The sequence below is a fragment of the Spirosoma flavus genome, assembly GCF_054778555.1.
This window is the reverse complement of record NZ_BAAGZL010000001.1, coordinates 1945679-1968953: the sequence shown is the minus strand read 5'-3', so window position 1 is coordinate 1968953 and position 23275 is coordinate 1945679. Positions and strand designations below refer to the sequence as shown.

Below are 23275 nucleotides of genomic sequence, written 5' to 3'. Positions count from 1 at the left end.
CCGAACTGGGATAATCCGGTTAAGCCTAATAATCTGATTTTATATTGGCCTGTGCGTTGCCGTCGAACGTATTGCTGGTGGCTGCATCGTCATTCAGACGAGCATCTGAACTCACCAAAATGCCATACCCCCCACTGCCACTGATTCGGGTATTTGTGACGGTCATGTGGCTATCTGAACCATAGATAGCCAGATTAGCCCGGCTCCCTGCCACAATACCCGTACTGCCAGCATTCATAATTTCGCCATTTTCGATCCGGTTATTTGCGCTTGGTGAATAACACAGAATACCTTTCCAGTACGCCCGGCTATTTTCCGCACCAACAAATCGAACCTTCTGGGTGGCCGTTCCAACGGCGTTCAAATAACCCGTTTCATCAATCGCAATCGATACGTCCCGAGCGGATTCGATAGTTACACCGGGATTCAGTTTCCAGCCCGAACGTACCGCAACACTTTTCATCAACCGATACGGCGTTTTATCAGCAAAACCAGCCCATGTAATTACTGTGTTTCTCTGGTTGCTCTCGCCAACGTAATCGCCGATGATTTCCACTACGTTACGTCCGTTTCCTTTCGTAAAAACCGATGCAGCATCCAGTTTCGCTACGTTGTCAGTTGAGAGGAGAATGCCCGCTTCGGCGTTGTTGCTGAAGGTATTCGTAGCAAATTCACGTAGCAGCGCATCTTCCGCAACAAACAGCCCATATCCCGCACTTTCAGAAAAATGCACATTGCTAAACGCCATCTGGCTTTCTTTAAACATCGTCATGCCTGCTTTCTTGTCGTCGAGCATGATTTTACTACCAGCATGCAGCACCTCGACATGTTCCATTACGTTCGCGTTGCTGGGCGAGTAATGCATGATACCAGCCCAATATCCTTTGTTACGAGTGACGCCCACGAAACGAATCTTTTTATCGGCTGTCCCTCTGGCGATTAGTAGCCCCCCTTTGTCGTTGATATCGAAGCGAACATCGCGCTCAAAAGCAATCACAACGCCCGGATTGATGGTCAATTCGTGTTTCACGGCAATACTCTTAGACACGATATAATCGGGCAGTTCGGGGTTCAGGATTCGGTCTTCGAGTACCGTTTTCACTGTAATATCTTTGTCAATAGTTAGTGGCTGGGCCACCGATGCCAGCACCAGTACGTTGTCCGACTGCGAAGCCATTCCGTTTGACACCGTTAAAGCGAACTCATATTCACCCACTTCATCGGGCGTAAACGTGAGTCGGGCGGTATTTACGGTTGTCAACGTAACAGCACTCTTTACAGGTTTGCGAACAATCATCCACTGGTAGGTCAGCGGTTTTGCCTGCGGATCTCTGGAAGCGGTTCCATCCAGCGTTGCAGGCTGCCCTACCTGAACGGCCTGATCAGGTCCAGCGTTGGCAACTAACGTATCGACGGGGTCAACAATCGGTTTTTTACATCCGGTAACTACCAGCAACAGAGCTAGAATTGCAGCGGTAACGTAGTTAGTGATACGTTGACTCAGTGAGCGAAAAGATTGTTTTGTGTGTGCCGTTTCGTTCGGCGTTGTTTGGATTTTGGTACGTGTGTTCATTGTGTATTTGGTTTAAAAAGAATTGTGTTGTTTGATTTGAGATAATTGTACTAAGTGAAATTCTTAACTGATGCACAAGCGAAAACAACCTGTAATGGGCACTACGTTAGCCTGAGATTGGGTCGTATGTCGCGGTATCAGGGTTCCGTTAAATGAGCCTTGAACCTGGGAATTTGCTTCATATTGGTCCAGATGCACCGCTCCGTCTAAGAGCAGATAATTATCTGGAACGTAGTGTGATGAGTAAATACGTTCGCCCGCAGAATAGGTAATCAGGCTTCCGCTTCCGAACGAGAAATCGCCTTCGCTGGGGCTGCATACGGCTATCGACAGATAATTTTCGCGTGCTGAGCCAACCCGGACGTACCAGCAGTCGATTCCATGTAGTTTCGAAAACTGACACGTACCTACATCCATATACGTCTGAGTGGCACCAGCAAAGGAGATTCGGACGTAGCTCTTTCGGCTTCCGCAGGGCGAATTCGAGCTTATCGGGTCAGTTTGCAACGTAGCAGCTTCTACGTTTAACAAGATGCTGGAAACGCTCAGGCCAACGATCAGAAAGTGGCTAAATCGTGTCATTACCGTGGTGGATACGTTGGTTTATTAGTTGAGCGAATGAAGGTACTGATAAAGCGAAACCAGCTCTTTCTGGCTATACTGCGCGGTCATCTGCCAGGGCATATCTTCGTTTTTCAACTGATGGCCGCCTGGCGTTTTGCCGGTACGTAACGTTGTGATAAACTGCGCCTGCGACCATTTCCCAACGGCACCCGTTCGGGTTATATCAGGAATCGGTGGCTGGCTGGGCACAATAGCTTCTCCACCTTTTAGACTTGGGCGATGGCAACCGCTGCAGGCTACGGACAGGTATTTGCCTTGCGCGATTCCAGCTGATGTATCCGTTTTGGCGACTAACGCCCGATTATGATCAATCATTTCGACCGAAAGCAGCGGCACTTTACCGAGGTAAGTCATTATATTAAGAATCGGCCCCAACTCAGTTTTAGGCAATACGTTATCGACGGCAGGTAATTGCTGGCAATACGTGATAATAGCTCCCATATCCTCTGCCGATAACAAAGCGGTTTCGTGCGAAGGCATGATCAACAGTGGGCGGCCGGTGCGGTCGACGCCGTGCCGAAGTGCTTTTACCCAGTCGGCAGTGCTGTAATCGGCGGATAATCCACCTTTACCTCTGGTCAGATTGCTGGCGACCAAACGACCTATTTCAGGCGATTCATCCATGATTTTGCCAGCCATGTTCACCCCGTGACATTCGGTACAGCCTTTAATCGCAACCAGATGTTTACCCCGGCCCAACGTACTACTATCGGTCGAAATCGATAGTTTCTGGGGAGTAAAGGTGTATAGTTTTTCAGTACGTTGGCTAATAGTGTGGGCGATGTAGAAATAGCCCGCCAGGAGTAGGCCGATCACCGTCAGCAGACCAATTCCTGTCCATTTAAAGAGTTTACGTATCATGTTCAAGTCATTTAGCAGTTGTCGTCAACGCCAACGTATCAGCGTTTTTTTTGACAAAATTCTGACTTGATTCCCGTTCAGCGCCTACGCATAACGGATAAGAACCTACTCAAAACGGATTTTAGAAATTTCGACGCACTTCGATTCATAAGCGCCAATTGCCGGTTGGAACCGCATTTGATTCAATTGATACGTAGTTCGGTTCGTCGTACTCATATATGAAGCTAGCTTTGTGTGTTCACTACGTTCGTAGCGATTGCGAAGCAAATCATTTCATTCTATCAGGATCATGACGACTACCGTTTTTAACACTACCGATATTTTTGAATTTGATAGGCTCCCCCGCGACCGAACCCGTCCGTCAAATGGGCATTCTGGCACCGATGCGTACAGTCGATTTCACCACCTAAAAGCCGGGACGATTAATGTGAAACACTTTGGTTTTCCGCACCTGCAACTCATTGATATGCAATGGGATTTAGCCAGCGATATTGAACTCCACGACAACGCAGCCTCCGACATCATTTCCATTAATTTCATGCTCGAAGGGCAAGTCGATTCGCGTTTTACAGGCTTGAGTCATGAGATGAATATGCGGGCAAAAACACACAATCTGGTTCATTCGCCCGAAACCGGAAATGTGAATCGCATGAAAGGCGGACAGCGGATGTCGTCGGTGCTGCTGGGCATCGACAAAGCGTTTTTTGCGTCGTCTATCGGCGCGTGCGATGTCTGGAGCGAAAGTATTTTATTGAATCTGGAAAAGGAACGTCCATTTTCGGGTGTACGCGGCACGCCGACCATTACGCCCCAAATGCTGTATCTGATCGAGGATATTCGGAATAACAAGGCCGTCGGACCAATGCGTAACTTGCTGATCCAGTCACGTATACTGGAGTTGGTGGCTCTCGAAATCGAGCAGTTTAGAACACCTGCTGGCGTATGTGAGGCAATTCCGGCCGACGAAGTAGAGAAATTGCTTCAGTTAAAATCGTATCTGGAAGCAAACTTTTTGGAAGAGCACACACTTGCCCAATTGAGCCGCTACTGCCTGCTGAATGAATTTAAGGTCAAAAAGGGCTTTAAACTGCTGTTCGATACCACCGTCTTCAACTACCTGCGCAAACTCCGCATGGATTATGCGGGGCAGCTCTTGCGAAACAGTGCATTATCTGTTGATGAAGTAGCCGACCGGTTGGGGTACGAGCATGCGCAGCACTTTTCCATTGCTTTTAAGAAATATACCAGCCTCACCCCTTCTCAATATCAGCAAGGCAAATTACAGCTGACGATAAATTGATGTAATAGATGACCCGCACTACGTAGTAGTAAAACGCTGATTTTCACACAAATTCCCTTTCGTAATGCAGTGCTCAATAATTCACTAAAAGTAACGTAGCGGTTCGGTAGCTTAGGCATTACCTTTGGCGTATGAAAAAAGGCGCCCTACTTACTACGTTATTCTTTTTGTTTTTATTGAATAGCCGGGCAGAAGACCCAACTGGTATCCGATTTTTTACGGGTTCATGGCAGGAAGTTCTGGCAGAATCGAAACGCCTGAACCGGCCTATTTTCGTCGACTTTTATACAAGCTGGTGCCCCCCCTGCAAGCGTATGGCCCGCGAAGCCTTTCCAAATACTGACGTAGGCGCTAAGTTCAACGAAAAATTTATCAATTATCAGCTGGATGCCGAAGTTGGTGAAGGTGCCCTTTTGGCGAAACAATTTGCCGTAGCGAGTTATCCAACGGCCTTATATTTCATCCCATCGGGCGAAGTGGTACACAGGGGCGTGGGTTATGGAGGTGTCGATGCGATGATCAGGCAGGCCGATCTGGTGCTTTCGATGCCTAAAGTTCGTCAGGCCAGACGTAAGCGTGTGCCTGAGCAGAATGTGGTTGCGCCCATGCCTCAGCCGACCAACGACTCATTGAGAACCAACCTTTTACGCCAGTGATATATGGAGTAAACACATTTGTAGATTAAATAAATTTAATCTCACAAACGTTACGTGAGAATTGTTTATAGAAAAATGTCACCATTCCCGCTATAACTATGAATACGAACAAATCGAATAGTTTTTTTGAACGGTTTGCGTCCAGAGCTACAGAAGCTACCGGTTCATCAACGGCTTTTCTGGTTGCCTTACTAACCGTTATTATCTGGGTTATAACCGGCCCTATTTTCGGGTATTCTGACACGTGGCAACTGGTTATCAACACGGGTACTACAATCATTACGTTCCTGATGGTGTTTCTGATTCAGAAATCGCAGAATAAAGATTCGTTGGCGATGCAGATTAAGCTCAACGAACTCATTGCCGTTAACCGAAAAGCCAGTAACCGCCTGCTCAACGTAGAAGACCTGACCGAAGAGGAACTTCGAGAGTTACATCGCTTTTTCGGTCAACTAGCCGAACGCGCCAAAACAGAAGCCAAGTTATCGCTTTCTCACTCCATTGAGGAAGCGGAAGATATTCACGAAGATAAAGTTCAGGAATTAAACGAACGCGAATCAGTACGTGAGCGAAAGAAAACTCCTCAAAAAAAAATGGAAAAATCCTGAACGATTAAAAGCCCATTTTTACTTCGTGCCGCTCGCCCGAAACGGTCTGTTCCTCCAGATTGAAAATATCGGCTAAGGTCATCGGTTCTTTGGTGCGTAACTCCGCGCCGAGGTGCGTCAGCAGATCGTTGGCTTTGCTGGGTGTCAGCTTCCCAAACGCATAATCAACCATCAATCGTCCTTTACGTAGCAACGCCTTGTCGAGCAGATGTTTACTAGCGTTGAACGTAGCAATCACCTGAATGTGCATACAATCGGCCAGTAGTCCGTCGGTGAGATTCAGGATATTTGATACGCTGTTGGTGTCGCCACCGGCTTCGCGCGATTGCAGAATCCGTTCGGCATCTTCAATAATCAATACCGAATCTTTGTTATCGAGCAGAAACGGAATAATCTCGGGCGAGGTCAGATAATTGGTCATGTAGGGCGGCAAAATGAGCATATCCTTCCTGACCAGCGAACTGAGGTATTTGATATAGGTCGTTTTGCCCGTACCCGGTTCACCATGTAATAGAATCAACCCTTTACTTTTCGGTTGCGCCAATAAGTTTACCAGCCGTTCGTGTACGGGCGGGAAATCATCGTTATAATGTAAATCCAGGTCGATTTCGGGTGGATTAATTTCGACACGCTCTGTATGCAACCCTCCCAAGCCACTTTGAATCAGATAAATATGGGTCTGATTTTCTTCGTGAATATACTTGTGTTCGTGAATACCATCCAATAGTTTTTTCGCCGAACTCTCCTCGCGATAGTAGCCGTAGAGCCGAAAAAATCGCTCACCCACAAACTCGGCTTTAAGAATTAAGCCTTCATCGTGCTGATAAATTCGTTCTATTATCTGCCAGCCTTCATCCGTTACGCGGGCAGAGTGGTTAATTAATTTGAACCCTCGTTCGTCCAACAGTTGGCGCGCTGATGGTCTGAAATCGTCGTTGAAGTGCAAATAATTTGGGTAACTGCCAAATGTCTGGACAAAATGAGGAGCCAGCGGAAACTCTCGGTCAAGGTCGCTAGGTATATAAAGGTTTTGTATGGTGGATTGGGTGGGCATACGACTGTCGGCCGCTAGGTAGCGCAGCATATTGGCCCCAGAAATCTCGGTTTCGTAAGGTTTCAAATGGGCTTTCGGTTAATGGATTTCTTACTAGTAAACTCGCTATCTAAACAAACGTAGCGATTGCTCTTATCAAGTATTAATACGTAAATTTTAATACGTTGGGTGCAAAACGGAGCATTACTTCATGAACGCTCTCTTGGAAATACAGGCCAGCCGTCGGATTTTCGGGCGTTTTTGAATAAAAGATGTAGCCCAGTCGAATCGCTTTTGTTAACTGATATTCAGCCGAAGCCTGTAAATAATTCGTCTGTATCAACCCCGGACTATTCTGCCGGTACGACGCGCCTATCCCAATTTGTTCATTAAACCAGGCTTTCAGGTTCACATCGACGCCAAGCGGTTTATCCTCGATTTTCGATACCATCACCGACGGAATCAAAACTGTATTTTCACCGGCACTTAGGTTTACTCCTACCTGTGCCATCACCGGTCGAACGCTTTTGTACAGATACCGCCCCGACAAATCCAGCGCCTGCCCTGTCATTTCGGGGGCCGAAATGCCGCCAAACCAGCGATCGGACTGGTAGTAAATCCCAACTCCAAAACTCGCGATGGCTCGGTTCAGGCTCGACGCACTTGCAAAATCGTAGATCGGCAGTACGTTAATACCACCCTGAATACCAATCGACAACTTAGCCAAGGCCGGCAGATTGAATCGGTAGGCTACACTTCCGTAAGCTCCCGTAGCCGCAAAAAGTCCCATGCGGTCATTTTGCGCCTGAAACCCCAGCCCTATCTTCCCTTTCGCGACGGCCCCATCGACCGACACAGTCTGCGTAACGGGCGCGACACGAACGCTGATCCATTTGCGACGTAGTGAAGCCGTCAGATGGATAGATTCCCGGCTACCGGCATATGCCGGATTGATGCTTAGGGGCGTTATCAAGTACTGCGAATAAAGAACCTCTTTCTGAGCTTGGGCACGCCCATACGAAAGCAGTATCAAACAAACCAGCGTCCCCCACGTAACGAAATTATAAAATGCCAAGCGCATAAAATCTGTCGAAATAGGGGTCAAGTTGCGAGGTTTTTGGCTGAAAACCTACTACGTTTTTGGCTTGCGTATATCTGGTTAATTTATCAGCCCGTTACGTATTCAGGCCTGAATTTATATCTTGCTCACCGTCTGCGTTTTCTGGATTTCGGCTTCGATTTTTTTGCCGACGAATTCGACTTGACAGATGATTTTGATTTATTGCCAACGGGTGCAGAATCAATGTTCAGAATTTTAATCTCAGTCCGACGATTTAACTGATATTCTTCTTCAGTACAGTTTACACCGTCTTTACACTTATTCAACGGCAAACTTTCACCATATCCCCTGGCTATCATGCGCGGGGAAGCTATTCCCTTCGACTTCAAATACGCGACAGCCGCTCTGGCCCGATTACTTGACAGCGTTTTGTTGTATTTGGCAGAAGACCGGCTATCCGTATGCGACCGCATTTCAATACTCATAGTCGGGTATTTATTCAGCAGTTCCACTACCTTATCAAGTTCGACGGCGGCATCAGAGCGTATTGCCGCTTTATTTAAATCGTAGTAGATATTATCGATTTTAATAACATCTCCCTTTTTAAACATGGTCAGGTCAGTAGCCCCAGTACCTTCTTTAGTGATGCGGCTACCAGTGGTACCCATGTTATCTTTCATAGCTTCGAGCCGATAATCGTTGCCAGCTTTTACCACAAATTCATAACGGCCATCGGCCCCCGTGAGCGTATCCTGAAGGGTTCCGTCGGTTTCGTTAATGAGGATCACTTTTACACCCGCAATCGGTTTTTGGTCTGTTTGTGTCGTCACACGACCACGGATGGTTGAAGTAGCGGGCTTTGCCGGAGCTAATTTCGTAAGTGGTATCTCTATTCGCGAAGGCTGATCATCAGACAGATCCTTTGTCGAAAAACCAAGTTTATTATCAAGGTAACCTTCTTTTGACGCTAAGAATTTCACCTCATTATCAGCGTCGATACAGACACGTATCAGCCCTTCGGCATCGGTTTTGAGTTGTTTTTGTCCATCACTAGCTGCATTATCCAATGCCACAGACGTATTGACTAATGGTTCTCTCGACTCTGCATCAAATACACTTAGAGTTAACTGTCGGCAGGGATACAATGAACCTTCGCGGGAAAACCGGTATACGTCATCATCAGCACCGCCATTTTTTCGGTTGCTACTGAAAAAACCGCTTTTTCGATCGCCATCAGTAACGATCCCGAAATCATCTTTGGGCGAATTAAGCGGTTCACCTAGGTTACGTACAAGTTTACCTTCTTTCCCATCAGACACAATCTGAGCATAAAATATATCCAGATCGCCTAACCCTGGGTGACCGTCTGATGAGAAATAAAGATTCCCTTTTTCATCTACATACGGAAATAGCTCATTTCCTTTGGTATTGACTTCTTTTCCCAAATTGACCGGTGAGCTCCACTTACCATCTGCCCAACGTGATACGTAGATATCAGTACCTCCGTAGCCACCTGGCATATCGGACACGAAGTAAAGAAGCTGGTCGTCTTTTGAGAGAGCCGGGTGCCCGGTTGAATACTCATCACTATTGAAAGGCAACTCTTCAGCTTTGCCCCAGTATCCATTGGTCTGGGTAGCGGTGTAAAGTTTAAGTTTATTGATACCGTCCAAACTTTTCCGGAAATGGCCTTCATTAAAGTTATTACGTGTGAATATCACTTGTAAGCCATCCTTGGAAAACGTCAAAGGTCCCTCGTGGTATTTCGTATTAAGGTTACGACTGAACTGGTCCGACTCACTGATTGGAGTGTCTTCGTAGCCCATCGTCATGTTATATTCTCCGTAAAAGCCAACGGTTTTAGTATCGTTAGACGTAGCGGCCGTGAAATCATCACTTCCCAAGGGCCGAATGAGCCGAGTACGTTTGCGCCTGGCGGTAGATGTGCTACTACCACCTAAGCTTGACGCTTTGTCAACCCTTATGTTACTGAGGTCTGGTAAATAATAGAGATCCAGAAAGGGCGAATTGTTCCACTTAAACACCCGTTTAACACCATTACCACCGTGGCCCGTAGACACAAAAACTAGTCCATCCCGGTAAAACATGGGGCTGAATTCAGCCTTCTTCGTATTCATTTTCAGGAATTCGACCCTGTAGCTTCCCGCGTTACGTGTCAATGCACTAACGTCTTTATAAAGTTTGGAAAATGAAGGACTTCTTTTGTCTGATTCCTGAAGTTTACCGTATTTTTCATATGCAACCTGAGCCTCACGGTATTTACCGTTACTGGCCAGCACCTGTGCATAATAGAGATAACATTTGGCGTAATCGTTGGGCATATCGCCATTGCCCATAAGATCGCGGTAAACCCGTTCGGCGTTCTGCGTATCGCGTAGTTGCTGATAGCTGTAGCCGAGTTTAGCTCTGGCGTCTCTACGTTCAGCTTCGTTGATTTTTTCAGGGCTGGTTAGTGCTTTTTCGTAGAGTTCGACAGCTTTGGCATAGGCTAACTGGTCAAACTGACGGTCGCCTTGCTTAAGAAGCGTCTGCGCGAATACCTGGCTTGTTAATAGCCAAAGCAGTCCGATTATCGAAACGGAACGTATCATAAATCTTAAGAGTTGGAAAGCAAAATGGGATGCTTGCGTCATCAGGTTTTGCCCGAAAACGTACTGTTAGTTACTGAAAATATCCAAAAAATGGAAGCACTGAGTTAAAAAAAAAGCGAAAGAATAAAACCCCTTTTCCAGGTTTTTCAATCTTTCGCTTTTATACATTTTAATCCTTCTCCGCCTAGAAGTAACGCGGAGTCAGAATGCGGTTTTTACCAAATCCGAACTCATACCGGATCATGATCTCGTGTGAACTTGGGGCCACACTCTGAAAATTATTCATCGTGCGGTCATACGAGTAGCCGAAGCGGAATTGGTCCGTCAACTGCACTTCTACCATACCTACTATTGCATCTGTACTGTACTGAGTCCACGATGAAAACTGGTTTCGGCGAATCGAGGCTCCTATCGCAATCCGGTCCGCGAACCAGAAGTTGATGTTACCATCGAAACCAAGTGGAGCCCCCTCTGCATATTTTGCCAGAAACGAAGGCTTCATTTTAATGCCTGGACTCAGACCCACTACAAAACCAGCTGCTAAGTAGGCATGACGACGCTGCACCGACCGGTAATCCCCTGAATTGTATTCGCTCAGTTTATTTTTGATCAGACGAGGCACCGAAATGCTTAAATACGACCGGTCGTTGCTTAGGTAGATTCCTGTACCAAAGTTGGGCAGCACCTTCGAAATGTTACTTGCAAAAGCCGGATCTACCTGACCGGTACCATCTGGGCTGGTTTGCACATTAGCGAGATTCCACTGGAAGCTTGATGCACCGCCCTGAAGACCCAATGCCAGCGTCGACTTTGCGCCAACTTTAATGCGGAAAGCATACGAAGCAAACGCACCTGCTTCCTGCATTTCGCCAAATTTATCGCCGTAAAGTTGCAGACCGACACCAACCCGCTCCTGGTTTAGAGGCATGTCCATAGTAAAAGTAGCCGTCTGGGGCGCCCCCTGAACCCCCGTCCACTGATTGCGGTACAAGGCCGACATACTTAACACATCACGACTTCCCGCATACGCCGGATTCAGCGCCATCATGTTGAACATGTATTGGGAGAACATCTTGTCCTGCTGAGCCCGCACTTGGCCACTGGTGACCCCTAGGATCACCAGCAGCGCTCCTGCCCACTGTTTCATTTTTAACTGAGTTACCATCTCTATTAGCGGTTAATCGTCATGTATCGGACAAACTTGCGGCCGTCGCTCAACGTAATGATGTAATAGTACGTGCCGTCGGGCAAGCCGTTCGGATCCGAGCCGATGGCGATGCCTGTGTTTGGCTTACCATCCCAATCGTTTTTATAATCGTTGTTCTGGTAAACCATATGACCCCAACGGTTGTAAACTTCCAGACTAGCAGTCATACCAGCTATTCCCCGAATCACGAACAGGTCGTTAATACCATCACCGTTTGGCGAGAAGCCTTGTGGGATGAATACAGTTGTGTTGGTTGCTGGCAGGTTCAACGGAGTAGCCTCCCGCTCGTTCGAATCGGTTGGGTCATTATTGCCGTTGAGGTCTGGGTTCAGGCCATTAGTCGACACATCACTCACCAGACCCGCTTTGGCCATTGCCTGAGCATAAGCTGAGTTGAGGTATGTTGTTGTCGTACCATTGGTCGCTACGTTAACTACCACCAGGATCGTATCGACTTTACCTACGCCTAGTGTACTGGTGCTGTCGCCCAACACGATCACCGGATCGGAATCACCATTGAAGCCTGGGTTGAGTTTCAAGGCGCTGCCTGTCGAGGTAATTACTGGCGCACCCACCAAGGTATAGGTTGCTCCCGTTTGCATACTGAACACCTTCGCCAGCGAATCCGATACCGTTACGTTTTTCAACTCCTCCGTACCGAAGTTTTTCACTACGATCTGATAAGTTACGTTAAATGTACCGTCGGCCTGCCGCGCTGTATCACGAACCGCCATGGCTACCCCAATGAACGAGGAGTTAGAGATGGCATTCAGAGCTACCGGCGTAGGCTGGTTGTTATTACGTGGATCCAGATCATAATCTGGGTCATCGTTAGTTCCTGCCGTCGACACATCTTCTACGATTGTACCTGTGCTATCGAGCGCAATGGCGGTGGCTTTAGCCGTGTTGTAGAAGGTCAGCGTATCAGCGTTCTTCACATCAACCCGTACTATAAAGCTCAACGAAGCTTTCGCACCTACATCCAGCGTACTCAGTGAGTCTACCAGCAGATTAGTAATCATACCTTGACCCGAGTACATTGTATCGACAGCGACGGACCCTGTGCTGGTCACTGGGATGCGGTTGCTAACAATCATCGCTCCGTTACCGAAAGTCTCTGACAGCTTATCTTCGACCTGTACCTTTTTCAGCGCTACAGTACCAAGGTTAGCCAAGGTGATCGTGTAAGGAATATCGTACACACCATCTTGCACCAGCGTAGGCGTACCTACCGATTTGGCTACCCCAAGCAAGGCTTTTGGCAGATCGAAACGTACCGTTGTTGGTGAAGAACCAGCCACTTCAGGATCCAGTCCGACGTTGGAAACATCCTTGACGGTCTGGGTCGAATCTGGTGTGTGACCAGTTGCCGTGGCATTGGAGTAGAACGGACCATTGTTGCCATTGGTTTTCACGTTCACCGTGATCAGTACGGTATCCTGTGCACCTGCCGCCAGCGAACTGGCACCCGTTAACAGATCAGGCTGGGTGTTACCATCGAAACCTGCGTTGGCTACCAACGTACTACCCCCACCAACTACTGGTGCACTCACTACGGAGTAGGCCGCCGGCGCTGTGAAGACACGGATCAGACTATCCGTCACGCTTACACCTTTCAGTGCTACGTCGCCATTGTTCTTAATAGTCACTTTGTAGGTGACGTTGTAAGAGCTATCCGGCTGTTGTTCTACTTTGACAACGGCCAGCGCCACGCCAATGCTTGGTCCAAACGGTTGCTGGTTGCCCAATGTGAAGCTAGACGCACTGGTGTTGTTGCCAGGATTGCCATCGGCATCTGGATCCGGATCACCACCATTGACCGACATATCAGATACGCTCGTCATACTGTTGAGCGCCGTGATCGTCGCCATGTTGTTGAACGTTCTGGTCGTATCACCAGCCGTACGTTGCACCAGTACATCCAGTACGAACAGCTGCGACTTACCAGGAGCAATATAGCTCGTCGAGTCGAACAGATTGGTATTGCTACCCGTGCCTGTGAAGGCCAGATTTGGCTGTAATGTTACATTCGTACCTGAGGCTGTCAGCGTTGTCGAAACTACCGTGTTGGGTGCGAAGACAGTACCTAAGTCATCCATCACCTGTACATTCCGCAATGTATCGTCGCCAAAGTTAGTCGCTACAAAATTGTAGGACACTTTGATAAGCGAGTCCCCAATCGTAGTCGGCGTTCCCATTACAGCTTTAGCCAGACCAACCAGACTAGCTTTATGGGCACTGGTGTCTTTCACCGTTACGCTCGCTGCGTTGTTGGCCAGATTAGCGTCTTTATTATCCAGGTAGGTGATTTCTGCCTTATTGACGATTTCAACACCTTTCTTGACAATACGTGCTGCAAAGACAATCGATTCTGACTGACCTACCTGCAGGCTATCAATCCGCTTAGTGATAATGCCATTCGACACTGTATAGCTCGTTGGACCAGCGTTCACCAGTTCCAGACCTACCGGCAGTACGTCGCGAACATCGACATTTTTCGCCGTATGCGGACCAGCGTTGCTAACCGTTAAGGTATACGTAACTGGTGCGCCATTCTGCACAAACGCTGTGCTGGCTAGTTTAGCAATGCTCACATCAGCCTGTAACGTATCAGATGCGCAGTCGAAGACTTTCACTACAACTTTAGCCGGATGGCTTCGGCAACCTGCTGCGTTCCGCTCCACGATCCAGTATGTGCCTTCACATACTGAATCTGGACGGGCAATAATATTCGAGGTTACACATTCACAAATCTGATAGATGTAGCTGCTACCCACGTTTGTCGTCGAAAGCGCCTTGGTCAGGTCTACAATTTTCGACGGACACTCGTTGCGTAGGTTATGTACCAAAGGCGGCATAACCGGATCGGATACATTCACGACTACGTTATCCGACTTGACTGAGCTACAACCGTTAGCATCCAGCAACTGCACCCAGTACGTACCACTGGTTTTCACCACGATATCCTGTGTACGAGCGTTGTTGCTCCACAGATAACCAGCGGCACCAGCCGGAGCTTTCAGAGTCACCGAATCACCGTAGCACAAGCTGGTAGCGCCTACTATAGTCACCACTGGCACCGAACGGCTACCGTTTATGGTCAGTACCATGTCATCGGTTGCTACCGGGCAAGCTGCGTTATTAGTGCTTACCGACAGCGTCAGCGTAACCCGTCCAGAGAGTACGTCTTCCGCACTGGCGGTGTAGACGGCATTCAGAGCAAAGGCATTATCGAAGGTACCCGTACCACTGGTTGTCCAGTGAGCAGTAGTACCTGCTCCGCCCATCACACCAGCCAACTGATACGTTTTAGCCGCACAGATGCTGGCATCCGGACCGGCGCTGGCCGTAGCAGGATTGGTTGTGCTACAAGGTGTCTGCTCCTGGCAGGTGTTGATCTGCACATGGATGGCCACTGGCAGACTCATGCAACCGTTCACAGTACGTTCTACCACGTAGTAAGTACCCGTACCAACAGCGGCAGGATTAGCCACTTTCGAAGCCGCGCTTAGCGAAGCATCTGTGTAGAACTCGAACACTCCACCTGCAGTCGTTACTGAGCTGCTTACTGCCGTGCTCAGATCCACCGTATTGAATGGACACGTATTGGTTTTGTCAACCACCGTTGGTTGCGCCACTTTCGGCGTCACCGCCACGGTCAGCACGTTCGACGGAGCACTCTTACAGTAATTCGAGTTGCAGCACTGAGCGGTAAATGTAGCGCTGCTTGCAAGAGACACGGTGATCGAGGCACCGACCTGGTTATTAGACCAGGTGACGTAGCTATTCGGTCCACAGCCCTCAGCCGTCAGCGTCACTGGCGATCCGAAGCAGGCCGTAGTGCTGTTTCCTGTTACACCCGCAATCGAGATCGTCGGTGCAGCTGGTTGACCCACTTCTATGGTTGTCGTTGCCGACCAGTCGCTGACACAGTCACCGATGGCGCACTTGACGCGGTAGCTCACATTGGCTGTGGCACTGAAGGAAATGACCGCACCAGTTTGTCCGTCAGACCAGGTGTATGCACCACCGGCACAGCCTGTGGCCGTCAGTGAAACTAGCTCACCCACACAGGCAACTGGCTTGTCGGTTACAATCACAGGGATCGTCGAATTGCCAAGAACGATATCGACACGCTCCGACATTGGGCTTGTGCAGCCATTAATGGTGCAGGTAGCTGTCAGGAAGGTATTGCTGTATACCGTTTTCTGGATTGTAGCCCCTACCGAATTATCCGACCAGGTAACTGTGCCGCCTTCACAACCCGTAGCAGTGATCGACACTACGCCACCGGAGCAAACCGTGATCGACGGACCCGCCGAGAGAACAGGAGCCGGAATGCGACTCACTACTACCGACGCACCGGTCGTATCCAGCACTGCACACTTGTTGCGAATCAATGACAGCAGATCGCTAGCCGTTGTCACATTCGGTTGAATAACCGAAAGATCAACGTAGTTCGGGCTAGTCGGATCGCTGTTGTAGACCAACGTATGAATGGTGTACGTAGCCGCCGTTGATGGCACTGTGAACTGTGGTAGAGCACTAACTCCCTGCACAATACCAGACTGAGTCAGAGCGAATACCACCGAGTAGCTGGCTGGTTGAATCAGGCCACCATTTGGCGTTGCACTTACAAGAACCGTCGTGCTATTACCACCGCAGACGGTGCCACTAACTGGTACCAACGTACCTGTCTGAGCTGCACAATCGCCTGGATTGATGATAATCGTATTTGATGGCTCACTCAGACATACCCGGAATTTGCATCGAGCGTAGTAGGTCTGCGTGCCAACTGGCTGCACAACTATAGACGTACCCATGTCATTTCCGTTGATGTCGTTAGCCGACCAGATTACCGTACCATTGCAACCAGAAGCCGTCAGCGTTACCGAACCACCTGGCGATACGGATGTCGCTGAAGCCGTTATTGTCGGTATCGTTACTGGCACTACGGTGATCGTGTAGGTTTCCGATACAGGACTTACACACACACCATCCTGACAGTAAACGGTATAACCTGTCGTTACTGTTGGCGAGACAAATATTGTGCTGGTGGTTTCGCCAGTGCTCCAGTGCGGAGTTCCCTGGCAATTTTTCACCGACAACTCAACTTCTTCGCCAGCGCAAACCGTATCGGCACTACAGATGCAACGAACGATAGTCGGTCTTGGCGTTGTCGTTATGTTGATGTTAATCACATTCGAACGACCTGAACCACATGCTGTTCCAACTTTGCAAAGAGCATAGTACGAGCTGTTACCGACGGTCGGCGTTACCGAAATCACCGAGCCTGTCTGTCCATCCGACCAGATGACCGTGCCGCTGCTGCAACCTGTCGCCGTCAGCGATACGATACCGCCACTGCAAATAGAGGTTGTCGATGCAGCGATTGTTGGCGCGGTTGCCGGTGTAGTGTTCACCGTTACGCGAACCGAAGTTGAGCGATCGCTTTCGCAAGCGCCTACCTTACAGGTTGCATAGTATTCGGTCGTTTGTGTCGGGTAGATCTCGATGCTGGCTCCCGTCCGGTTGATGCCATTACCATACCATTGTACGGTACCCATGCAGCCTGTGGCCGTCAGCACCACTTTCTCTCCACTACAAACAATCGACTTATCAGCAGTGATTTCTGGCGTTGGCAGAGAAAGCACCACAACATCTACCGTATTAGACGGAGCACTTACGCAGGTGCGGAATTTACATTCTGCGTAGTAGCTAACGTTGGCATTCGGGTTAACCGTAATGCTGCTTACGCCTGTTGCACCGTTCGACCATTGCAGGGTGCCGTTGCAACCCGTAGCCGTCAGTACTACTGCACTACCAGCACAGATCGTGTCGGCACTAGCTGTAACAGTTGGTATTCTTGGCGATACCACACTAATGCTGTAGACTGCCGAAGAAACGCTGGTGCAGGCACCGTTCTTACAGTATACCGAGTAGCTATTGTTGGTAGCCGTCGGGATTACCGAGATGCTGGCCGTAGTAGCAGTAGTGCTATTCCAGACCGGCGTACCGACACAGTTCCCAACCGTAAGCGTTACCGTTTCGCCTGGGCACACTACCGATGTGCTAGCCACGATGGTCGGTCTTGGAATATTGTTACCAATTTCAATCGTCTTGATTGCCGGATTACTCAAGCAGCCTGCAACCTGGCACTGAGCTGTGTAGGTCGTTCTGCTATTGACCATCACGACAATCGACGATCCTGTCTGAGCGCGATCAGACCAGACAACTGTTCCACTTGTGCAACCCGATGCAGTCAGCGTTACGGACGTACCTGGGCAAACCTGATCGGCACTCGCTGTGATAACTGGAGCTTGCGGATCAACGACAGTGATAGTCACTGAGTTTGATGCGCCACTGGTGCAGTTACCCACTACGCAGCTCGCTGTGTAAGTTGTTGTTGTTGTTGGAGCTACAAATATGATCTTACCGGTTTTGCCGTCAGACCAGATTACACTACCACCATCACAACCAGTTGCTTTCAGTGTTGTCGTTCCACCGCGGCAAATTTCTGTGATTGCACAATCGATAACTGGTGCCTGCGCAACACATGGATTGATTGGGATAACAACTCGCGACGTATCGTTCAATGGATACTTCGGATCGTTGTTCGTACCACCAATGATAGCCGTGTTGTTAACCGACGTAGCGCTGGTGCCGCCTGTAATCGTAGCTTCGATCAGCAAGTTCCGGTTTGAGCCCGCGGTCAACGTACCAATGTTCCACACACCCGTTGCTGGGCTGTATTGACCAGCAGGTGTTGAACTAACAAAGGTCAACGATGGAGAAAGCACATCAATTACCCGAACATCGGTAGCCGTAACTGGGCCATTATTCGATGCCGTGAGCGAATACGTTATTTTCTGGCCAACTGTGTATGGTCCTGGCGTAACAACTGCTTTTACGATAGCCAGATCTGCCAGACACTGACCAACCGTAATCGTCAGCGAAGTGCGGTCACTGATACATCCTTCCGGACTAACAGCTTCGGCGGTGTAAACAACCTGTCCTGTTGTATTTGGAGTCACGACCAGTTTACCACCACTAACTGTTGTACCAATTAATTGACCAGCCTGATTGTACCAGTTGATTCGTCCGTTCGGCGCAAAACCTACCAGTTTGGTGCTACTGCCCTGGCAAACCAACGTATCGTCGCAGGCTACACCAACAGGAGCATCAGGTTTTGGAGTAATACGTACCATTAGCGAACTGGTTGCCGCTTGGCAAACCCCACCTGCACCGTCTGGATCGTTGGTTGTTGCTGTCAGCATCACCGTACCAGCTGCAATGTCAGCAACTGATGGCGTATAAGTTGTGGTCAGGCTGGTTGGACTAGCAAATCCGCCCGTACCATTCGTTGACCAGGTTACAGCCGTTGCCGAACCAGATAGCGTAGCACGAACTGGAACGGTTCCGCCTGAGCAGATCGTTACGCTGCCACTTACTGTGACTCCTGCCACGTTCTGACAGTTACAGTTATCAATTTGAACCGTTAGGACAGCTGGGCTACTGTAGCAATTACCCGATTTTGCGAATAGGTAGTACTGTCCAGCACCAACTGCGGTCAGATTGGTAACCAACGTAGCTTGAGAGGTCGTAGCGCTCGTATGCCATTCATAGGTTACACCGGCCGTCTGGTTCTGAATCTGAACACTACTCAAATTAGCTGTGGTTGCAGGACACGTATTACGCAGATTCGCTGCAATAATTGGCGTAGCAACTGTAATAACTGATACGCTAACGGGTTCGCGTGGGCTTACGCAGCCATCGGTTGTGAAGGCTTCTGCATAATAAGTAGTCGCAGCAGCTGTCGGATTTACAATTAAAGCTTGTCCACTCGCCGTCGTGTCGAATGCTACACCATCCACTGGCGTCATATACCAACGAATTTGCGCATTAGCTACTGTGGTCGTTGCCGTTAGCGAAGCCGTTTCACCTGTGCAGATGCTCATGTCATTCGACGCAAGCAGACCAAAATTCGTTGGACAGGTTGCGGGGAAATAGAAGCCAGCATCGATAGTGTTATTGGTCTCACCTGCTGTTAAGGTAACTGGTGCTGTGATACCGCCTACTGGATCAGAATCGGTAGCATCATTACCCTGATTGGCTAGGGTGGCCGTCATCCCTACTGGTGTCGTGAAACTTACGGAGTAAGGAATACCTGGTGTCAGACCTGTGAAGCTGTACAAGCCGCCAGCATCGGTAGTCGTAGAGGCAACTACACTACCATTGCTGATCAACGTAACAGTCACGCCTGGGATACCGACTTCACCATTATCCTGTTGACCATTTTGATTGGCATCTAACCAAACGTAATCACCCAACGTAGCATACTGACCCAGCGGCACTGTTACTGTTGCCGTGTTGTTGTTGGGGTTGCTATCGATGGCTGGTGTTCCTGCATTATCCGTTGTAGACGTGTACCGGCTCACTATGCCAACGTTCACTACGTTGCTCAGCGAGTAGGCGTTGCTTACTGCAACCGCCAGGGTCAGACTGGCTGTACCACCGTTGGCCGCCAGAGGACCAGCTACCAGCGCACTCACTGAGTTAGCCCCTGAGGTGCTAAATCCAGTTCCACTTCCAAAGGTTATCCCTGCAGGTAGTACGTCATCTACGCGTACATTATATACAGGTACTACCGAGTTGTTGGTAACCGTCAATTGATATTGAATCGAGCTGCCTGGGTAATATGGACCTGCACTGATCACCGACTTAGCGATACCTACGTCGTAAACCGGTGTGAAGCCTGCATCGATAGTGTTATCAACTTGTCCAGCAGTTAGGGTCACCGGTGCCGTAATGCCACCTACCGGATCTGAATCCGTGGCGTCAGGTCCGGCATTAGCTGCTGTTCCCGTATATCCAGTTGGAGCGGTGAAGCTTACTGAGTAAGGTACGCCTGGTAGTACGGTGAAGCTATACAGACCCGAGGCATTTGTTGTCGTGGTAGCTACCACTGTACCGTTACTAATTAATGTAACTGTTACCCCCGCCAATGGTGGTTCGCCTACTTGCTGCTGACCATCACCGTTCAGGTCAAGCCATACATAATCACCCAATGTAGCTATTGCAACTGGGGAAGTTGGTGGAACATAACCGGCGTCGATATTATTGTTCGTTTCTCCTGGAGCCAACGTAACGCTACGTGTTAATCCTGTTACCGGATCAGCATCACTATCAACAGCGTCAACACCGCCTACCTGAGCAGCCGTTCCTGTATAACCAGTCGGAGCAGTGAAGCTTACCGAATAGGGCACTCCTGGTGTCAGACCCGTAAAGCTATATAATCCGCCTGCATCGGTAGTCGTAGTGGCGACTACACTGCCATTGCTGATCAACGTAACAATTACACCTGGAATTGGAGTATCGGGACCGTCCTGAATACCATTATTATTATTGTCAGCAAAAACGAGGTTACCCAACGAAGCAGGAATGTAGTAGAAGCCTGCATCCAAGCTTAGGTTACTCTCGTTTACTGTCAGGGTTACCGGTGCGGTAATGCCACCTACTGGATCAGAATCGGTAGCATCATTACCCTGATTGGCTAGGGTGGCCGTCATCCCTACTGGTGTCGTGAAACTTACGGAGTAAGGAATACCTGGTGTCAGACCCGTAAAGCTGTACAAGCCGCCTGCGTCGGTAGTCGTAGAGGCAACTACACTACCATTGCTGATCAACGTAACAGTCACACCTGGGATACCTACTTCACCATTATCCTGTTGACCATTGCGGTTAGCATCTAACCAAACGTAGTCACCCAACGTGGCTGTCGGTAGATAGAAACCAGCGTCAACTGTAGGGTTGTTTCGAGCCGTACTGGACTCGGGCTGACTTGTATTAATAGTATATATACCTGTAAAACCATTAAGGCCAGCATCACTATCCAGGCTATCAAGACCGACATTAGCACTTGTCGATGCATAGCCTGATGGAGCGATGAACCGTACAACATAGCTACCATCGGTGAGGCTATCAAACAGATATTTGCCGCCACCTGCGGTTAGTGTCGAATCTAATTTAACAGTACCTGTCTGATCGTATAAGTAAACACGTACACCATCGATACCTGGTTCAGTGGCTGTTGGCCCCTGAATACCATCATGGTTGGTATCTGCCCAAACGTAGTTGCCCAGGCTACCATAAGGTCCCTGAATGACTTTGATGTCGCAGCAGTTCGTGGACGGGCAACCGTTACGATACGTAACAAATCGATACGTACCAGGGCTCTTAATCGTCAGAGACCCATCGTTATTTACCTGGGCCAGCGATGTTGATACAACCGACGTACTAACAGGAACGTCATCGCGGTACCACACAATCTGGTTGTAGCCTGATGGTATAGTTACAGTATATTCATCGCCAATGTACCAAAGGATTGGGACGGAGAAACAAACGGCGTCATAATCATCTTCCGTCAGGTTCTGATTATCCGGAACCGAATTGGAATCCTGTGGATTAGAAGCGGTAATTTCAGCCGTATTAAACCAGACCCCCCGTTCGATTACAGTTGCCTTTAAAACCAGCACAACCGAGTCGTTGGGAGCAATTGCCGGAATAGACCAAATCCCTGTTCCGACGGAAGCCGAAGCAGGGGGCGTAAAGGTAGCGGCACCACGTAGTGCGCTGGCCGAACCCGGCAGGTAGGTTGCGCCACCAACCGGTAGCTCATCCTTCACCTGTATACCAGTTGCTGTAGTTGTTGAACTGGCGCTATTGACGACCGTAATTGTATACGTAACAACACTACCAATAGCTGGTGACTGATTATCGATCTTTTTGTGAAGACTTAAATCAACACTTGGTGCTTGAGCGTGTGCAGCTGTTGTGGCCACCCAGCACAGCAGAAACATCAGGAACGAGCAAGCTCCTTTCAGAGCAGGCATGAAAGCCCACCGTCCATAGCCAGCCAACGACGACAGCAGCTTTGTCAAGCTGCCAATCCCCGGTGACTCTGCCAGTCTGGGACTTTTCCCTGTGGCAGTTGCCAATCGGGAATCGTGATGAGGTGACTTGTTTAGTAAAAATTGCTCATTCATTGGATAAGGCACTATGAGATTAAAAGCTAGTTGTTGAGTAAGATGTAAAGCCTTGGGAGGCCCCGGATCTGGTATATCAGGCGGTTCCCGGTCTGGCCGGGAAATTTCCGAACCAGAGGAATTACTCTCTGCCAGTAAAAGCAGATTTTGACTAGAAATATTTATGGGGGAAGCAACTAAACCAACTACCGAAGATGGTAATTGTTTACTATGAATCAATTTCAGAAAAAATTGAATCAACCGTCCTGCAATACGAGCGATTTTACCTGACTGATACGTATCGTTCCGGTCGGAACGACTGATCAAGGGTTTAAGACGTTGTGTGTGTAGCGTAGACATTTCTTCCATCTGCAACTTAGTTTGGACGGTCTTATACGAACAAATCATCTCGTAAGTTGAACCAACTATTCAGACAAACAGAATGGCCGTTCGTCACTATATATCTTAATTGGCACTTAAAGACCTTTTTGCTCACTACAAAATCAACGAAAACTATGCCAAATAGCGGCTAAGTTCGTCTTCATTACGGTCCTGAGTCTTTAAAAAGCTCTTTTCTAGAGAGTTAATCAGGGTTACTAGTTACAATATAACCAGATATGGGCGATCGGATAGCCTATAACTGCTCTTTACTAGCCATTCTATGTGTCGCAGGCCGTTTAGCGAAAACTATGCCAATTGCAATCTTCGCTGAACAAT

General features: G+C 48.8%; 11 protein-coding genes. 3 read left to right on the top strand and 8 right to left on the bottom strand.

The features are described from left to right. Positions 1-25 precede the first annotated feature (25 nt). The 3 genes from ACYVF1_RS07660 to ACYVF1_RS07650 all read right to left on the bottom strand — a co-directional run bounded on the left by ACYVF1_RS07660 (position 26) and on the right by ACYVF1_RS07650 (position 3058). A complete protein-coding gene (locus ACYVF1_RS07660; RefSeq protein ID WP_461077217.1) occupies positions 26-1573 on the bottom strand; it encodes a PKD domain-containing protein in 1548 nt (515 codons plus the stop codon). A 63-nt stretch (positions 1574-1636) separates the two neighbouring features. After that, positions 1637-2155, bottom strand: coding sequence for a hypothetical protein (locus ACYVF1_RS07655; RefSeq protein ID WP_461077215.1), 519 nt, complete (start codon positions 2153-2155; stop codon positions 1637-1639). A 24-nt stretch (positions 2156-2179) separates the two neighbouring features. Then, entirely contained in the window at positions 2180-3058 is an 879-nt protein-coding gene (locus ACYVF1_RS07650) for a c-type cytochrome (protein ID WP_461077213.1), read from the bottom strand. A gap of 289 nt (positions 3059-3347) precedes the next feature. On the opposite strand from ACYVF1_RS07650, the gene ACYVF1_RS07645 reads away from it, so the two are divergent. The 3 genes from ACYVF1_RS07645 to ACYVF1_RS07635 all read left to right on the top strand — a co-directional run bounded on the left by ACYVF1_RS07645 (position 3348) and on the right by ACYVF1_RS07635 (position 5622). Then, complete coding sequence (locus ACYVF1_RS07645; protein WP_461077211.1) at positions 3348-4358, top strand: helix-turn-helix transcriptional regulator; 1011 nt, start codon at positions 3348-3350, stop codon at positions 4356-4358. 131 nt (positions 4359-4489) lie between these two features. Continuing rightward, positions 4490-5014, top strand: a complete 525-nt coding sequence (locus ACYVF1_RS07640) for a thioredoxin family protein (protein ID WP_461077209.1) — start codon at positions 4490-4492, stop codon at positions 5012-5014. Positions 5015-5112: 98 nt separating this feature from the next. Next, positions 5113-5622 (top strand): low affinity iron permease family protein, encoded by a 510-nt coding sequence (locus ACYVF1_RS07635; RefSeq protein ID WP_461077207.1) that lies wholly within the window; start codon positions 5113-5115, stop codon positions 5620-5622. 4 nt (positions 5623-5626) lie between these two features. On the opposite strand, the gene ACYVF1_RS07630 is transcribed toward ACYVF1_RS07635, so the two are convergent. From ACYVF1_RS07630 to ACYVF1_RS07610, 5 genes are all read right to left on the bottom strand, one after another. Continuing rightward, complete coding sequence (locus ACYVF1_RS07630; protein ID WP_461077205.1) at positions 5627-6742, bottom strand: AAA family ATPase; 1116 nt, start codon at positions 6740-6742, stop codon at positions 5627-5629. Between the two features lie 76 nt (positions 6743-6818). Continuing rightward, positions 6819-7736: a PorP/SprF family type IX secretion system membrane protein gene (locus tag ACYVF1_RS07625; protein ID WP_461077203.1), complete on the bottom strand. Its 918-nt coding sequence runs from the start codon at positions 7734-7736 to the stop codon at positions 6819-6821. Between the two features lie 125 nt (positions 7737-7861). Beyond that, positions 7862-10327 (bottom strand): carboxypeptidase regulatory-like domain-containing protein, encoded by a 2466-nt coding sequence (locus ACYVF1_RS07620; protein WP_461077201.1) that lies wholly within the window; start codon positions 10325-10327, stop codon positions 7862-7864. A gap of 184 nt (positions 10328-10511) precedes the next feature. After that, positions 10512-11492 carry a PorP/SprF family type IX secretion system membrane protein gene (locus tag ACYVF1_RS07615; RefSeq protein ID WP_461077199.1) on the bottom strand — a complete coding sequence of 327 codons (981 nt, stop codon included), beginning with the start codon at positions 11490-11492 and terminating at the stop codon, positions 10512-10514. Between the two features lie 5 nt (positions 11493-11497). Continuing rightward, on the bottom strand, positions 11498-22579 hold the full coding sequence (locus tag ACYVF1_RS07610; protein ID WP_461077197.1) for an SdrD B-like domain-containing protein: 11082 nt from the start codon (positions 22577-22579) through the stop codon (positions 11498-11500). Positions 22580-23275: the final 696 nt, after the last annotated feature.

Coding starts and splice junctions, on each gene's coding strand:
- ACYVF1_RS07615 (WP_461077199.1), bottom strand. CDS start 11,492: ATGGTAACTCAGTTAAAAATGAAACAGTGGGCAGGAGCGCTGCTGGTG.
- ACYVF1_RS07625 (WP_461077203.1), bottom strand. CDS start 7,736: ATGCGCTTGGCATTTTATAATTTCGTTACGTGGGGGACGCTGGTTTGT.
- ACYVF1_RS07610 (WP_461077197.1), bottom strand. CDS start 22,579: ATGAATGAGCAATTTTTACTAAACAAGTCACCTCATCACGATTCCCGA.
- ACYVF1_RS07650 (WP_461077213.1), bottom strand. CDS start 3,058: ATGATACGTAAACTCTTTAAATGGACAGGAATTGGTCTGCTGACGGTG.
- ACYVF1_RS07620 (WP_461077201.1), bottom strand. CDS start 10,327: ATGATACGTTCCGTTTCGATAATCGGACTGCTTTGGCTATTAACAAGC.
- ACYVF1_RS07660 (WP_461077217.1), bottom strand. CDS start 1,573: ATGAACACACGTACCAAAATCCAAACAACGCCGAACGAAACGGCACAC.
- ACYVF1_RS07640 (WP_461077209.1), top strand. CDS start 4,490: ATGAAAAAAGGCGCCCTACTTACTACGTTATTCTTTTTGTTTTTATTG.
- ACYVF1_RS07635 (WP_461077207.1), top strand. CDS start 5,113: ATGAATACGAACAAATCGAATAGTTTTTTTGAACGGTTTGCGTCCAGA.
- ACYVF1_RS07645 (WP_461077211.1), top strand. CDS start 3,348: ATGACGACTACCGTTTTTAACACTACCGATATTTTTGAATTTGATAGG.
- ACYVF1_RS07655 (WP_461077215.1), bottom strand. CDS start 2,155: ATGACACGATTTAGCCACTTTCTGATCGTTGGCCTGAGCGTTTCCAGC.